Genomic DNA, 15,062 nt, shown 5'->3' with positions numbered 1-15,062 from the left:
GGATGACCCTGAAATTAACGAATAGAAAAATGTAGGATGGATTGTTTACCAATCGGACCTTGACGTTTGCGTCCGTGATCTTGAAACCCAGACTTCAGGTATAAATTGCGTGCGGCTTGATTACTTTCGTTCACTACTAAGACCAGTTCGTTAATGGAAGGGAAGTGCTTGTATACAAATGAAGGCAACATTTGCATCGCCTGTAGAGCATATCCCTTCCCTTGTTCAGACTGATTGATAGATAAGGCACGGATTAACATCCCCGTGTCATTTTCGGTAAAGCTACGAATTCCTTCTCCAGCGTGGAGGACAAAAAAGCCAACAGGAACTTCTTCATGGAGAATGACGATGGGATAGCGCTGCTCATCTTGTTCACAGCTTATAAGAGCATCACGAGGTAGAGCTGTAAAGGGTCGCTGCTCTTCATGAAGCGTAAATTGGTTTAGACCCTCGTCATGGGAGGATTCGTAGAATATTAGCGAAATCATATAGGATCACCTCGTTTGTCTTAGGCTTACTAAAAGACATATAGGATACGAATGCTCTAATAAAGAACATACATTCCCTATATCATCTCTTATATCTAACGAGGCTGTCAACCGTTCAGTCGAAGCCGCAACCCAAAACTTAAAAAAGTTCACAAAATGTGAGTTTTCGAGCTACATCGCGAAACCCTTCATTCAATATAAACTGCAATCTTCCTCAGTTATGAGTTTTTGTAAACTTTCAATCAGTGTGTTAATCTGTTTCATGAGGTTACCTCACTTGTTGCGATGTGGAAACGAGCAACTTATATAGCGGGTAGCCTGCAACTTGTAGAATTTGAGATCAAACGGGGTTGAGAAGTTTGGCTCTCAGAGCTCAGATCTCGTTTGGCAAGTTTTTTGTAGGTTAATCGCCATCGAAGCAATATATTGTTAAGAGAGCTAATAGAGAAAACGTCCGATTTAAAAAACTATTCAATATGGATGAGGAGTAAATCATCATGGATCAACTAACAATCCTGTTTATCAATCTTCGATCACACTTGGTTGAGCGTATCGCTCCATTGAAAACGGCAAAAAAAATGGGATTAAGAGTGGCATTGTTGACAGATACGGATCCTGAAATACCATATGGGAAAGAGAAATTGATTGATGATGTAATATTGACTAATACATTTGACTTCGAGCAATCATTAAAAGCAGTAAAAGCATACCATAACAAAACCCCTCTCTCTGGGGTAATGACTTGGGGGGATAAAGATGTAGAGCTTGTCGCAAAGGTTGGTCAGTTACTAGGGCTTCCTTCTCTTTCAGAGTCATCTGCCCGCTTGGCACGAAATAAATATCTTATGCGCGAAGCTTTGAACCGTACAGAGACTGAATTGTGCCCTCGATTTATGTTCGTCAAGTCATTAAATGACCTGAAAGTAGCTGTAAATCAGCTTGAATTTCCACTCATTTTTAAACCAGTGGGGGCATCTGGTAGTAAATCCATTTTCACTATAACCGAACAAACCAACTTGGATTCGATTTATAAAATCATGACAGAAACAACGACTCCCAACGGGAAAAATATTCATTCTTACTACCCGGGTGAATATATCGTGGAGGAATTCATTGATGGACCTGAGGTATCGGTAGATGGACTCGTGCAAAATGGAGAGGTCTATATTGCGGGTGTCACAGATAAAGATGTGACAGAAGACTATTATTTGGAGTATACATCATATTTTCCTTCAAATTTACCGAGTGAATCTGTGGACGAGCTGAAGGAAAAAACAAGAATTGCTGTGAAGGCACTGGAGCTTGATAATAGCTCTTTCCACCTCGAAGTGAGGGTGACTTCAGCTGGAGTAAGAATACTAGAAGTTGCTGCAAGGGCTGGAGGTGGCTTTATTACCTCGCATATTATTCCGGCTGCATCTGGATATTCACTCCATGAGCAAATGATAAGGTGTGCTTTAGGGGAACCTGTTAAGTGGAAAGCATATGATGAAATTGCAACAAAATATGCTGGTATAACTCAATCTTCCTCTGAAGTAGCTGGGAAAGTCAAAGCGGTAAAAGGCTTAGACATTGCTATGGAAGTGGAAGGAGTAGAATTCGTCCTCCCAATTAGGAATGTGGGAGATGAAATTAAATTGCCACCAAAGAGTTTTGATCCATCTACAGCTTGGATTTTTGGTACGAATGAAAATTACGAAAGACTAGTGGACAATCTAGTAGCTGCTATGAAACTAATCAAGGTGGAAGTTGAGTAGTGAGCATTCTCATACTTAGAGTTAGATCTTCTGGACTTGAGTCAATATTTGAGGCAGTAAAAAGTTAAGTCTAAGCAGAGGGGTGTTCTTTTTTGCGTGGTTAGATTTCCATACGTAATCGCGAAGTGGCCATGATTTGCTCTCTTATGTCTTCCTAGTTTAGGGTTAGCATGCCTCGCTATAGCTCCTTGGTGAAGTTCGATGTGAGATGTGATATGATCTACCATACTTTCGATTAAGCTAAACAGAACTAGAATATTCAAGAAAAATCCATTATGGAGGTTGATATACATGAAATTTATTATCTCAATGGTATTGTCCATAGCTCTCATTTTAATCCCAATTAGTGGCGCATTTGTATCGTCACAGCCACCAATTGTGAACGTCACTGACCCATCTTGTTGCTAATCGATGAGAACCGTTTGGGTAGGCCTAGTCGGCTTTTTCGCTTTAGTTACACAATTAGATGTGTATACACACACCCGATTGTGTACAATCGCAAAAAATAATGATATGATGATTTTACAGAGACGATATTATCGTCATAGATAACAGGGATAGACGACTTTATCGTCATGAGTTTTTACAAAGAAACGTTTATCGTAGCTGATAATGGCATAAAATAAGAACGTGACAGGTGCGCTAACACCTGCGACTTAGGGTAGACCGTCCCATGGTGGACGACTCCCGCGAAATTCAATATTTCATCGGAAAAGTAATCCACCGTTGGTTAGGGACCTGGGTGGATTACTTTTTTTCAATATCCTTCCCAATCTTGTAGAAGAACATTGCTATGTTTACAACAACAGATATTGTCGCAACAATCAGCAATCCAAGTTGGATCATCGGCGGTTACCTCCCCACTCACGGGAGGTATAGCCAATCCACCACAAGCTGTCATACCCTTGTCTAGGATTATATCAGTTTTCTGATATCAACAGGGATAATGATGGGTAAAAACCATCCATAATTAGACATGAAAAAAGCAATCCCTTCTCTTCCTAGAAAGATTGCTAATCTAAATTTATGTTTAGCTGTTAGACTCGAGATTGGAGTAAGAATCCAATAGGCTAATAATGAAAAAAATAGTTATATAGGAATTGTATAGTATGTTATGATTTTATAGGGATATCTATCCTATGTAGAGATAAAGGGGATTGAGAAGTGAATAAACATCTAGTCATATTTATTATTGTTTGCCTGATTGTATCTATGATTGTTGGATGTAGTAGTAGTAAGGTTGTAAAAGAGGAAAGTAAAGTAGAAGTTGATGCGCAATCAACTGCTGTTAATAAGGGGAAAAATGAGAAAGAGCGGACAGCATTAGAGATATTAGAGAAAGCACAAGTGGCACTTGAGAAAACCAAGGGACTTTCATATGAATATAGCGAGCAATACAAAGGTAGTTACTATGAAGATGAAGAGAAAAAAAGGGAGCCGAAGGGTGCCGTTAAGGGTCAGATTGATATTCAATTTAAACCATATGGATATTATAATCATGTTATAAAAAATAGTAGCAATGTAAAATTAGGTGAACATGTATATTTAGAAGACGGTCAATTATACATTAATTACCCCCCTAATGGAAACAAGCCTCTTCACTATTATTCGGTTCCATACGACGAAGGTCAAAAACATTATTTAGACCCTAGGGTCGCAATGGAGGCTTTACAAGAGGGGATTGATAAAGTAAGAGTAGAGAAGAAGGAAGAGGTGTATAGCGTTAAAATGGAATTAAATGATGCGGAAATGAAAAAATACGTTCCGGACTATTACGATACACTAGTTAAGAAATTATCAAAATATGAAGATGGAAGAGAACTAAGAAGTGCGAATGTATCTATAGATTGGGAGATCAGATTTGACAAACATACATTCTTGCCTGTTGGAGTTACCTTAGGTAGTAGAGATGTAACCATTGATTCTGACTCGAACGCAGAAAACCCTACAAAGAATGTACAAGTGAGCTATACTCAGGTCGAGATGACATTAAAGGGAGAGTTGATGAGTTCGGTCACTGTTCCTGAGGATATTAAAAACAATGCTAATTAGAGCGGAAATATTATTATTTGAGCAATAATACGGAGGAAGCTGTGCTGTAATGGCATGAAGTGAGAGGGAAGGGTATTGATGAGCGAGCCAGTAGAGGTCCTGGTTACCATCGAAGATATTGAGCTGTTAGGAGGCGTATGAAGTTTATTGGGTGGATGGAGTTACCTACATTGATGATCAAAGGAAAGTGCAATTGGGTGAGTATTTTGAGCGTGATCGGCCACTTGATAGTGGTGATTATCGATAGAAAATCAGAGTATGGTTTCCCGGGGAATAAAACAGAAAAGGAGTAAGGCATGCCAACGATTTATCATCGAATCGAAATCCATTCACCGATTGAAAAGTGCTTCGACTTAGCGCGTCATGTTGATGTTCATACTTTGACTACTTCACATACTCAAGAACGAGCGGTTGGTGGTGTGACACAAGGGATCTTGGAGAAAGGGGATGTCGTTACGTGGGAGGCTGTCCACTTAGGAGTGAGGCAGAGGTTGACGGCTAAAGTGACTGAAATGAACTGTCCTTACGAGTTTGTGGATGTTATGGTGAAGGGAGCCTTTCATTCGTTTGTACATACCCATAGCTTTAGGGAAGTGGAAGGGGGAACGATGATGGAAGATAGATTTCAATATCGTTCCCCCTTGGGCCTATTAGGAAAAATTGCCGATGTTCTTTTTCTAAAGCGGTATATGTACGGTTTTATCGAAGCGCGTGCGATCAGTCTGAAACAGATAGCGGAGGCAGGAAGCGAGAAGCTTATTCAATCGGCTGATGAAGAGGGAATAGATACCTAGACTTCATGTACTTCTCTCTTTTTATGCTTCCTACATGCTATTTTTGCTTTTTGTTAGTAGTCTTTTGCAGATGGCTGTCTATTTAGGAATCGCTCGAATCCTTTCCAGCAGCTTTGATGGCTGCTTGATACCGTTCTTTATACCGTTTTAATCCCGGCAACTCAGAGGAACGATAAATGTGATAAGCGGGATAGTGGGTGTCCACGTAGAGGGTGAAACCGAGAGAGGCTGCTCGCACGCAGAAGTGTCGGTCCTCCCCGCGTACGGAGATGTTGTAGATCTCACGAAAGCGACAGCCAGCTTCCATGGCGGCGCGACTAATGAGTGTGCAGGCTCCAAGCCCACCAACCTCATAGACGCCTGGTTGCTTCAGCTTTTGATAGAACTGGAGCATCAGGTGCTCTTCCTGTGCGGGAGTGAGTTTCAGTTCGCGACTTAAGTTGTGTTGGGTGTAAAAGTCTCGTAACCATACTTGGGGCATCTCGATATGCTGAGGCTGCCAGCGTGTCCAGAAGATATTAGCGATAATATCTTTGTCAGCTTGTAAGAGCTGTTCCAGGGTATAGGGATGAAGAACGACGTCTGAATCAACGAGGAAAAGGTAGTCGTACCCTTCTTTTGCCGCGTAATCAATAACCCCATCTTTCATTGCGGCTACTTTCCATATAATCTTCTCGCTCCATCCAACATAATGACCCTGTTCATCGGTATTGTATTCGTGGTCATGTCCGGATGGTTGGATAATGGTGTTCGGGTGTTTTTCTTGGAAGCTACTAAGAAGTTGTTTGGAGGCAGGATCACGGTTATCATCTACAAAATAATAGTCAGCTGCATAGCGAGTTGCATCCAATTCTTCTAGTGAAAGGAGACATTCCTTTAATATTTCCGGTTTCTGATGGACGGGGCTTCCGATGAGAATTTTTTTCTTCATACGCCGTTGAGCTCCCCTCTTCTATCATCGTTCTTCTTCTTTAGATAAGCGAATAACATACTACATTACATTCATGATGAGCAGGGTTTATGACATAAAGCAGGTGAGGGAAGCCATTATTCTGAATGGATGGAGAATCCCCTGCTATAAAGGCTTTTCTGCTTAGGTGTTCGCTATTCTCCATCTGATCCCTCCGTGTTTCGAACTATACTAAAGCGCGTTTAACCTTGTAATAGAGAACCTTTTTACTTACTCAGAATATGAGTCAGTCATATCTGCATACGCATAGTGAAAAGGAAGAAAGAAGGGGAGCGTCCATCTTTCACTTAGAAATGGATGGAGAGATGCAAATGGAACCGCTGCGAATTCTCGCTGTGTTTGGGACTCGTCCGGAAGCGATTAAGATGGCTCCTTTGGTAACGGCGCTACAGAATAGTGAAATCTGCAAGTGCTATGTCTGTGTTACCTCGCAGCATCAAGGATTACTGAAGCAGGTTATGGACGCTTTTTCATTAAAAGAAGATTTTGATCTTACGGTGATGCGCACACGTCAAACACTTACCGATGTGACTGTACGCATACTAGAAGGAATGAAAGAAGTTTTTCAAGCAGTAAACCCACAGTTGGTATTGGTGCATGGGGATACAACCACTACCTTTGCTACTAGTTTGGCGGCTGCCTATCACAAGATTCCAGTGGGGCATGTGGAGGCGGGGTTACGCACCTTAGACCCGTGGGAGCCTTATCCTGAGGAATTAAATCGGCGGCTAGCTGGGGTGATAGCGGAAATTCACTTTGCCCCTACAAAAGGAGCAGTAGAAAATCTTCTACGTGAAGGAAAGTCAAAAGAATGTATTTTTAAGACAGGTAATACGGTGATTGATGCTTTTCAGACGACGGTGCGTGAAGATTTTTCTCATCCTCTGTTAGAGCAGATCAAAGGAAAGAAGTTGATCCTCGTGACGGCGCACCGTCGAGAGAGTTGGGGAGAGCCGATGCGAGGAATGTTTCAAGCACTGAGGCGATTGGTGAATGATGTACCCGAAGCGGAATTGGTCTTTCCTGTCCATCCCAATCCAGCAGTGAAAGAGGTGGTAGAAGAACATTTACGTGATCATAGGCGAATTCATTTACTTTCGCCACTGGACCCGATTCAATTTCATAATTTTCTTTCTCGTTCCTATATCGTCTGTACAGATTCGGGAGGGATTCAAGAGGAAGCACCTTCGCTAAATGTACCGGTGCTGGTAATGAGAAATAGGACGGAAAGACCGGAAGTGGTTGGGATAGGGGCAGCCGCATTGGTAGGGAATGAGGAAGAGAAAATCTATGCTGCGGGTTTGGAGATCCTAACGGACAAACGTGTGCATCAACGGATGGTGGGCAAGAAGAATCCTTTTGGTGATGGTCATGCAGCAAAACGAATTCGACAAGCGATATTTTATCACTTTGGGTTGTCTGCTGATCCCCCGCAGGAGTTTTTGTATGATGGATACACTCATGAAAAAATGGAGAGTTAATATGTAAGGAAACATTACGTTAAATCGAGTAAATAGCAAGTATCAGTGCTCATGTCATTTATATGTCATTTTTTATAACAACATATTTGTTGATCAATTTTGATTTTATGCTATAATGGGAAATAAAGTGAAATTAATGCGAAGTGATGTAAGATTTTCTAACATTAAAAGGAGGAGAAGGTATGGAACGTAGTAAAAAGCTAATCTTGAAGGCTCCTTTAAAGGTGCCACAACTACTGAATCTTGCACGGACAGGTGTACAGTACCAATGTAATTATTATTTTCAACGGGATGAAATAACCTGTAACGGGAAGAGTGTGTTGGGTTTGATATCATTTTTTATCCCGCTGAAGAAGGGGGATGTGTTTTCACTACTTGTAAAGGGTGAGGATGCGGAAAAGTTTTGTTTGGAATTGGAGAGGTGGTTTGCGAGTGAAGAGGAAGCGGAACCGGACAATTGGGAACAAGAAGGATCCGATCAGGTGTTAAATGCCTGGCGGGCCGCTGATTCGCAGTGGACACCCGCAGTGCGTATGATCGCTAAATCTTACTTCCGATCCGGGTAGAGAAAATGACGGGAAAAGGCCTCCAGCGAGGCCTTTTTTAGTGGGCTAAAAATGTGATGGAGGGTAGGGGGAGGTTTCGTGATGAAGAGGCGGTGGAATTCCATCCATATTTGGCTATCATGAAGATGGGATGTTCAAGTGAGTGGGTTACTGATAAAATATGGATAAGTAACTCTCGTCACATGTAGAGAATAGGATCATGAGTAAGAGTCAAAAGTAATCGGTTGCTTCACTCTTTCGTGTAAGGGAATTCATCATCACCAGAAAGAAGGTTCGAGTAATGAAAGCAGATACATTTATGCTTCACTCAGCTGATGGCGAAAACATCTTTGTTCACAAATGGCTTCCAGAAGGAGAAGCGAAGGGAAGCGTGCAAATTGCCCACGGAATGGCAGAACACTCAGCACGCTACGAAGAATTTGCAGAAAAGTTGACAGAGGCGGGCTATCGTGTGTTTGCTAATGATCATCGAGGACATGGGCAAACGGCCGGTTCCCAAGAGCGATTGGGCCATTTTGCTGATGAAGATGGATGGCAGCGGACGGTGGAAGATATGCATCAGCTGACGATAGAGATGAAGCGTGCCTATCCGGAGGGGCCGTTTTTTCTGTTTGGTCATAGTATGGGTTCTTTTCTTTCTCGTCGTTATGTGCAATTGTATGGCGAAGAGATTCAAGGACTCATCTTATCTGGAACAGGAACAGATCAAGGGTTTCTAAGTTCTTTGGGACTTTCTTTAGCGAAGTTGCAAAGGTCTATTAAAGGAAGAAGAGCACGCAGTGAATTGCTGGATCGCTTATCTTTTGGGAAGTTTAATCAGTCTTTTCAACCGGTGCGTACCCCATTTGATTGGCTCTCGCGCGATCCTAAAGTAGTGGATAAATACCTGGAAGATCCCATGTGTGGTCAAATAGGGACCGCCCAGTTCTTTTGTGATCTCATTGCAGGTGTGAAACAGTTGGATCGACCGGAGCAGCTACGTAAAATTCCGAATGGACTACCGGTTTACCTATTCTCAGGAGAAAAAGATCCCGTAGGTGAGGAGAGTAAAGGGGTTGGGAAAGTGGCTAACCTACTTAGGAAAGCCGGATTACAAGATGTCAGCATGAAAATTTATGAAGAGGGTCGGCATGAGATGCTTAATGAACCGAATAAAAATGAAGTATATCAAGATGTGATAACCTGGTTGGATCAGCATCTGTCGCAAGACGCACAGGAATCATTGAAACAAGCATGAGGCAGATTCGTAGGTGATTGAAACGAAGAGCCCCCTCCACCTTTTTCGAGGTGGGAGGGGGCTCTTCGCTTTCGTGACGAATTACACCAACGATCGTAAGTAGGTAACCACTTCTTTTAAGCGATCGACCAACGTATGAATATCTTCTTCTTCTGTTTCTTTACCAAGCGTCATTCGCAGGCTCTGATGAGCATACTCTACTCCATGACCCATCGCGATTAACACATGAGAAGGAGCATGTTTGCCTGCGCTGCATGCGGACCCACTGGAGATGGAGATATTGTAGCGATTCAGTTCTAGCATAACCGCTTGTCCTTCTACACGATCAAAGCTAACATTTAAATTATTTGGGAGGCGTTCTTCTGAATGGCCGTTGAGGCGTACGTCGGTTATTTCCTCGGAAATACGTGCCCAGAGGAGGTTACGCAACCTGGTTAGCCGACTGGCTTCATTCTCCACTTCTGTCGCGATGAGTTCTGCTGCGATACCAAGTCCCATGATTGCGGCGACATTCTGGGTACTAGGTCGCAGGCCTCGCTCTTGCCCTCCGCCATACATAATGGGTTCTATGCGAACCCCCTTACGGAGGTAGAGTGCCCCTACTCCTTTGGGTCCATAGATCTTGTGGCCAGCAAGAGAGAGAAGATCAATATCTAAGGTGGATAAGTGAAGTGGCAACTTCCCGACCCACTGAATGGCGTCTACGTGAAAGAGGATTCCCCGTTCTTTAAGGAGCTTACCGATGACGGAAATCGGGTTGAGGGAACCTACTTCATTGTTGGCTGCCATCAAACTGACAAGAATCGTATCCGGTGTGATGGCTTGCCTTAGTGTATCGAGCTCTACTTGCCCATAGGGATTGACAGGTAAGTAGGTTACTTGAAATCCTTCTTTTTCTAACGCATGGCATGGCTCCAGTACCGCTGGATGCTCTGCTTGCGAAGTAATAATGTGGTTTCCTTTCGAACGGTGCTTCCGTGCGGCACCTAGCACAGCTAAGTTGTTGGCTTCGGTTCCACCACTGGTAAAGAGGATCTCGCGAGAAGTAGCACCAATAGCTGTGGCAACTTGTGAGCGAGCATATTCGAGCCGATCATATGCTTGCCTCCCTGGATCGTGTAGGCTACCCGCATTGGCAAACTCACGTTGCAGATAGTGGATAAGGGTGGACTTTACTTCTTCACGCATCGGCGAAGTGGCTCCATAATCAAAATATAAAGGTTTCATAAGTGGGGCCAGGTGAGACTCTTTTCCTGGCCTACATCCTCCTTTCACTTGGGGACGATTGATCGATTACTCTTGTGGCATAATCCTTGGGATATGCAGTGAGGATTGGACTGATGTATAAACAATATAACATAATGATTGATAAGAAGAAGGCTACGGTGTTTTCTTTCCTCGGTCAAAGGGTGGAGGGCTCCTCAAGGAGTCCTCTTCCTCATGCTCTAGGAAAAAAGAGGAGAGGAGCTGGCTTGTAAGAATGCTGTAAAAGGAGATGTAAATGATCATTTGTTCCAACTTATCCGGCGTGTCTGACAGCAATAAGTGAAGTTTTTCACATTCTTTTACCTCATGGTCCTTGCAATGGGGTGGTATAGAAGCACCAAGCGCGCGGGTTTTTACATGTTATGCCTTATAGAAGGCATTTTCCGGTTGACATTCTATGAATTCATGAGAAAATGTCTACAACGGATTGTGACTAATATGTGAAAGGAATCACAAACATGAAACAGGTCAAAACGGACTTCCTTGTCATCGGGAGTGGGATCGCGGGATTGGTTACAGCACTCTTACTGGCAGACAAAGGGAACGTAACAATCTTAACAAAAGAAAAAGAGGAAGCCAGCAATTCCTTTCGTGCACAAGGTGGTATCGCAGCGGCTGTTGGTGAAGGAGACTCTCCTGATCTGCACCGTAAGGATACCCTTCGTACTGGGGTAGACCTCTGCAATCCTGATTCGGTGGATGTGCTTGTACAAAACGGTCCTAAGACCATCGATCTCTTGACAAAGATGGGAGCCGCTTTTGATCGAAAGGGAAAAGATTGGGCACTAGGCCGTGAAGGAGCCCACAGTGTTGCTCGCATCTTGCATGCTGCTGGCGATGCAACCGGCCGAGCAATCTCGAGTGCTTTACTCATTAAAGCGGTGGAGCATCCTCACATTCAGCTTAATAGCCATACACTAGTGGCCGATCTTTTCATGGAGCAAGGTGAATGTGTTGGAGCACTGGCCTTTCAAACGGACCGCACGCCTGTCATTTATTCAGCTATGAAAGGTGTCGTCATGGCAGCGGGAGGTTGTGGTCAGCTTTTCAAATATACGACCAATGATCGAGTCGCAACGGGGGATGGTTTGGCTATGGCTCATCGAGCCGGTGCCATCCTTACCGATATGGAGTTTATGCAGTTTCATCCTACTGCCTTAGGGGTGAAACAAAACCCGATGTTTCTTGTTTCGGAAGCTGTGCGGGGTGAAGGTGCGGTACTAGTCAATGATCGTGGGGAGGCCTTCATGGGTCGCTACGATGAGTGGAAAGACTTAGCGCCACGTGACGTTGTCTCCCGTGCCATTTATGAAGAGATGCAGGCAGGGAGGCGCATCTACCTGGATGCACGTATGATCGGCAAACGATTTGCAGAGCGCTTTCCAACCATTTATCAGGAATGCCGCAAGGTTGGCTTGCATCCAGCCAAGGACTTACTTCCTGTGACACCGGCGGCTCATTTCATTATGGGAGGCATTCAGACGGACTCGTATGGGCGAACCAACATCCCGCGCTTGTATGCTTGTGGTGAAGTTGCTTGTACGGGTGTTCATGGTGCCAATCGCTTGGCGAGCAATTCCCTCTTAGAGGGGTCCGTATTCGCACAACGCGTCGCATCCTCGTTGGATCAACTGCCAGCATGGGAAGGAAGTATTGATTCTTCTGTTCTCGATCCCTCGCTACTTGCCATTACGCGAGATGATGCCATGAGGGAGCGAATTCAAGACGTCATGTGGCAACGCTGTGGAATTGTTCGCTGTGTGAAGGATTTACAGGAAGGGTTGTCTGAGCTCACTCATATAGAGGCAAAACTTTCGCCGTCTGATTGGGAAGCACGCAACCTGATTACAACGGGGAAGATGATGATGCAATCTGCTCTTTGGCGCGAAGAAAGCCGTGGGGGACACTATCGGCAAGACTTTCCTTCTGCGCTGGAAGAATGGACGAAAAAACATTACCTTGTCAAGATGGGAGAAGCCAAATGAATCGATTGCAGATGGAAGCCATCATTCGTACCGCATTAGAAGAAGATATCGGCGCAGGGGATGTGACAACAGATGCGCTGACGACGGAAGAAGATCAGAGTCACGTAACCCTGTTAGTGAAACAAACTGGCGTACTTGCTGGACTACCTGTAGCAGAAGAGACGTTTCGCCTTTTAGATAAGCAACTTCAATTTAAGCCTCTCAAAGAAGAAGGGGAAAAGGTGGCAGCCGGAACAGCGGTAGCGCATATTTCAGGCAATACCCGCGCCTTATTAAGCGGAGAGCGCGTCGCCCTCAATTTTATGCAACGGATGAGTGGAATCGCCACTGAAACACGTCGCATCGTGGATCAATTGGAAGGGCTCGAATGCGCGGTGTTAGATACACGAAAAACCACTCCTGGATTACGCTTATTTGAAAAGTATGCGGTCCGGATGGGTGGTGGCACCAATCATCGCTATGGATTAAGTCATGGTGCGATGCTTAAAGATAACCATATTGCGATGGCAGGCAGTATCGCAAAAGCAGTGCATCAGGTACGTCGGTATAATGGTCATATGGTGAATATTGAAGTGGAAGCCGACACCTTGGAACAGGTGAAAGAAATTCTCTCTCTTGATGTAGATGCGATCCTATTAGATAACATGGACAACGCAACATTAAAAGAAGCAGTAAATATGATTGCCGGCAGAGTATGGACGGAAGCTTCCGGTGGATTAACACCAGAGACAGTGCGTGGCGTTGCAGAAACGGGTGTCAATGCGATTTCTCTAGGTTGGCTGACGCATTCGGCACCTGCATTAGATATTAGCTTGGATTGGGGTACAACTGGGGAGGAGGAAGTATAATGCAAACGAGTATATTAAATCCGGTTAACCCGGAATTGCCAGAAGCTTTGCGTTCGCTTTCCGCTAAAGAGTATGATGAACGGATTCGAAAAGCGATCCAACAATTAGGAGACGACTTGGTGATCCTGGGCCACCACTATCAACGTGATGATGTGATTCAGTATGCTGACTACCGTGGAGACTCACTGCAACTAGCTAAGGTAGCGGAGAAGTTGGGCGATAAGAAGTATATCGTTTTTTGTGGCGTTCACTTTATGGCAGAAACAACAGATACGCTAACTTCTGATGAACAAGTGGTTATTCTGCCGGATATGCGAGCCGGTTGTTCGATGGCAGATATGGCAGACATTGATGAAGTAGAAGAGGCATGGGAAGCGATTCAGGCGGAACTGGGAGATACCGTGATCCCCGTTACCTATGTAAATTCGACCGCAGCCATTAAATCGTTTGTGGGTCGCCACGGAGGGACGACCTGTACCTCCTCTAATGCGCATCAAGTGATGAAGTGGGCATTCGAGCAGAAGAAACGAATTTTGTTCTTACCGGATCAACACCTCGGTAGAAATACGGCCTTTGATATGGGAATTCCTTTGGAGCAGATGGTGATATGGGACCCGAAAGCAGGTGACTTTGAAAACCTACAGTGTGAGCCTGACGAGACCCGCATGATTTTATGGAAAGGTCACTGCTCGGTTCACGAGAAGTTTACCGTCGATCAAATCAAAGGACATCGTGAACGCGATCCCGAGATGAAAATCATTGTCCATCCGGAATGCTCGCACGAAGTGGTGCAAGCGGCCGATGATGATGGTTCCACCAGCTACATTATCAAGCAGATTGAAGCTGCACCAGCTGGTAGCAAGTGGGCAATCGGAACGGAAGTGAACCTGGTTCAACGCCTAGCCAATGAACATCCGGAACAAGAGATTCGCCTCCTGAGTAATACCATTTGTCCGTGTCTCACGATGAACCGCATTGACCAACCTCACTTACTATGGGTACTGGAAGGGTTGGTAGAAGGAAATGTGGTAAACCACATCAAGGTTGACCCAGAAACAACCAAGTGGTCACAAATCGCACTCGATCGGATGTTGACCATTAATTAATCACGTAGTGATAATAATTACGAAGAAGATCGCTTTATCGTCAGATGACGGTAAAGCGATTTTTTTATAGATCTCAACTGCGTGAAACTCGATTTCACTAAATGAAAAATAACTGATGAAGGTAAGGGTGAAAGCACTCCCTAAAGATGATTGGAAGATGGGCGAGCGATTTCTCCTAGAGAGACTCTGATCCGTGGATCAGGCAGGAGATACCGCCACCCATCCACCAGGCTGTGAGAGAACTTGGCTCTCACATGCGGGATGCTTTCATTCCAAGGTGTGTGGTACTAACCATGACGGTTTACTATGCTTCTAGACGAATAATGTAGCCGATAATAAAATCGAAAAATTCTCTCTTGAAGATAGTATATCAGGCAACCATCTCACTTTTGTTAGGTGGAAGATAAGAGTTTGTGAAATACCATTTAGAGGGACTAATCGAAAAATGAAGAGGGGAAGAGCGTTTTTTAAAGTGGTTCTCTTGGGAGGGAATTGAGACTAAAAATATGTTG

12 protein-coding genes are annotated in these 15,062 nt (G+C 44.2%); 9 read left to right on the top strand and 3 right to left on the bottom strand.

From position 1 onward, the window contains the following. Positions 1 to 14: 14 nt before the first annotated feature. Positions 15 to 488: a GNAT family N-acetyltransferase gene (locus AC6RGY_RS15550; protein ID WP_499864546.1), complete on the bottom strand. Its 474-nt coding sequence runs from the start codon at positions 486 to 488 to the stop codon at positions 15 to 17. A gap of 497 nt (positions 489 to 985) precedes the next feature. On the opposite strand from AC6RGY_RS15550, the gene AC6RGY_RS15545 reads away from it, so the two are divergent. From AC6RGY_RS15545 to AC6RGY_RS15535, 3 genes are all read left to right on the top strand, one after another. After that, positions 986 to 2,245, top strand: a complete 1,260-nt coding sequence (locus tag AC6RGY_RS15545; RefSeq protein WP_499864544.1) for an ATP-grasp domain-containing protein — start codon at positions 986 to 988, stop codon at positions 2,243 to 2,245. Between the two features lie 1,164 nt (positions 2,246 to 3,409). Continuing rightward, a complete protein-coding gene (locus tag AC6RGY_RS15540; RefSeq protein ID WP_499864542.1) occupies positions 3,410 to 4,297 on the top strand; it encodes a DUF6612 family protein in 888 nt (295 codons plus the stop codon). A 296-nt stretch (positions 4,298 to 4,593) separates the two neighbouring features. After that, entirely contained in the window at positions 4,594 to 5,091 is a 498-nt protein-coding gene (locus AC6RGY_RS15535) for an SRPBCC family protein (protein WP_499864541.1), read from the top strand. Between the two features lie 82 nt (positions 5,092 to 5,173). Here the strand turns inward: AC6RGY_RS15535 and AC6RGY_RS15530 are convergent, their stop codons facing one another. Beyond that, positions 5,174 to 6,022, bottom strand: a complete 849-nt coding sequence (locus tag AC6RGY_RS15530; RefSeq protein ID WP_499864538.1) for a glycosyltransferase family 2 protein — start codon at positions 6,020 to 6,022, stop codon at positions 5,174 to 5,176. A gap of 350 nt (positions 6,023 to 6,372) precedes the next feature. Between AC6RGY_RS15530 and wecB the strand changes: the two genes are divergently transcribed. The 3 genes from wecB (at position 6,373) to AC6RGY_RS15515 (ending at position 9,345) form a co-directional block, all read left to right on the top strand. After that, positions 6,373 to 7,542 (top strand): non-hydrolyzing UDP-N-acetylglucosamine 2-epimerase, encoded by a 1,170-nt coding sequence (gene wecB / locus AC6RGY_RS15525; protein WP_499864536.1) that lies wholly within the window; start codon positions 6,373 to 6,375, stop codon positions 7,540 to 7,542. 182 nt (positions 7,543 to 7,724) lie between these two features. Then, positions 7,725 to 8,108 carry an HPr family phosphocarrier protein gene (locus AC6RGY_RS15520; protein ID WP_499864534.1) on the top strand — a complete coding sequence of 128 codons (384 nt, stop codon included), beginning with the start codon at positions 7,725 to 7,727 and terminating at the stop codon, positions 8,106 to 8,108. Between the two features lie 280 nt (positions 8,109 to 8,388). Then, positions 8,389 to 9,345, top strand: coding sequence for an alpha/beta hydrolase (locus tag AC6RGY_RS15515; protein ID WP_499864532.1), 957 nt, complete (start codon positions 8,389 to 8,391; stop codon positions 9,343 to 9,345). An 81-nt stretch (positions 9,346 to 9,426) separates the two neighbouring features. Here AC6RGY_RS15515 and AC6RGY_RS15510 read toward each other — a convergent pair whose 3' ends face one another. Next, a complete protein-coding gene (locus AC6RGY_RS15510; protein ID WP_499864529.1) occupies positions 9,427 to 10,572 on the bottom strand; it encodes a cysteine desulfurase family protein in 1,146 nt (381 codons plus the stop codon). A 497-nt stretch (positions 10,573 to 11,069) separates the two neighbouring features. On the opposite strand from AC6RGY_RS15510, the gene nadB reads away from it, so the two are divergent. The 3 genes from nadB to nadA are packed head-to-tail and all read left to right on the top strand — an operon-like array spanning position 11,070 to position 14,550. Then, a complete protein-coding gene (gene nadB, locus AC6RGY_RS15505) occupies positions 11,070 to 12,596 on the top strand; it encodes an L-aspartate oxidase (RefSeq protein ID WP_499864527.1) in 1,527 nt (508 codons plus the stop codon). Next, positions 12,593 to 13,444 (top strand): carboxylating nicotinate-nucleotide diphosphorylase, encoded by an 852-nt coding sequence (gene nadC / locus AC6RGY_RS15500; protein WP_499864525.1) that lies wholly within the window; start codon positions 12,593 to 12,595, stop codon positions 13,442 to 13,444. Before nadB ends, nadC begins: the two co-directional genes overlap by 4 nt. After that, positions 13,444 to 14,550: a quinolinate synthase NadA gene (gene nadA, locus AC6RGY_RS15495; RefSeq protein ID WP_499864523.1), complete on the top strand. Its 1,107-nt coding sequence runs from the start codon at positions 13,444 to 13,446 to the stop codon at positions 14,548 to 14,550. Before nadC ends, nadA begins: the two co-directional genes overlap by 1 nt. Positions 14,551 to 15,062: the final 512 nt, after the last annotated feature.

The sequence above is a fragment of the Mechercharimyces mesophilus genome, assembly GCF_059818345.1.
Note: the sequence above shows the minus strand (reverse complement) of the source record. Positions and strands in the feature narration are given on the sequence as shown.

Bases quoted from the DNA above. Each gene is read 5' to 3' on its own strand.
- AC6RGY_RS15550 (WP_499864546.1), bottom strand. From the start codon at position 488: ATGATTTCGCTAATATTCTACGAATCCTCCCATGACGAGGGTCTAAAC.
- AC6RGY_RS15545 (WP_499864544.1), top strand. From the start codon at position 986: ATGGATCAACTAACAATCCTGTTTATCAATCTTCGATCACACTTGGTT.
- AC6RGY_RS15535 (WP_499864541.1), top strand. From the start codon at position 4,594: ATGCCAACGATTTATCATCGAATCGAAATCCATTCACCGATTGAAAAG.
- AC6RGY_RS15530 (WP_499864538.1), bottom strand. From the start codon at position 6,022: ATGAAGAAAAAAATTCTCATCGGAAGCCCCGTCCATCAGAAACCGGAA.
- wecB (WP_499864536.1), top strand. From the start codon at position 6,373: ATGGAACCGCTGCGAATTCTCGCTGTGTTTGGGACTCGTCCGGAAGCG.
- AC6RGY_RS15520 (WP_499864534.1), top strand. From the start codon at position 7,725: ATGGAACGTAGTAAAAAGCTAATCTTGAAGGCTCCTTTAAAGGTGCCA.
- AC6RGY_RS15515 (WP_499864532.1), top strand. From the start codon at position 8,389: ATGAAAGCAGATACATTTATGCTTCACTCAGCTGATGGCGAAAACATC.
- AC6RGY_RS15510 (WP_499864529.1), bottom strand. From the start codon at position 10,572: ATGAAACCTTTATATTTTGATTATGGAGCCACTTCGCCGATGCGTGAA.
- nadB (WP_499864527.1), top strand. From the start codon at position 11,070: ATGAAACAGGTCAAAACGGACTTCCTTGTCATCGGGAGTGGGATCGCG.
- nadC (WP_499864525.1), top strand. From the start codon at position 12,593: ATGAATCGATTGCAGATGGAAGCCATCATTCGTACCGCATTAGAAGAA.
- nadA (WP_499864523.1), top strand. From the start codon at position 13,444: ATGCAAACGAGTATATTAAATCCGGTTAACCCGGAATTGCCAGAAGCT.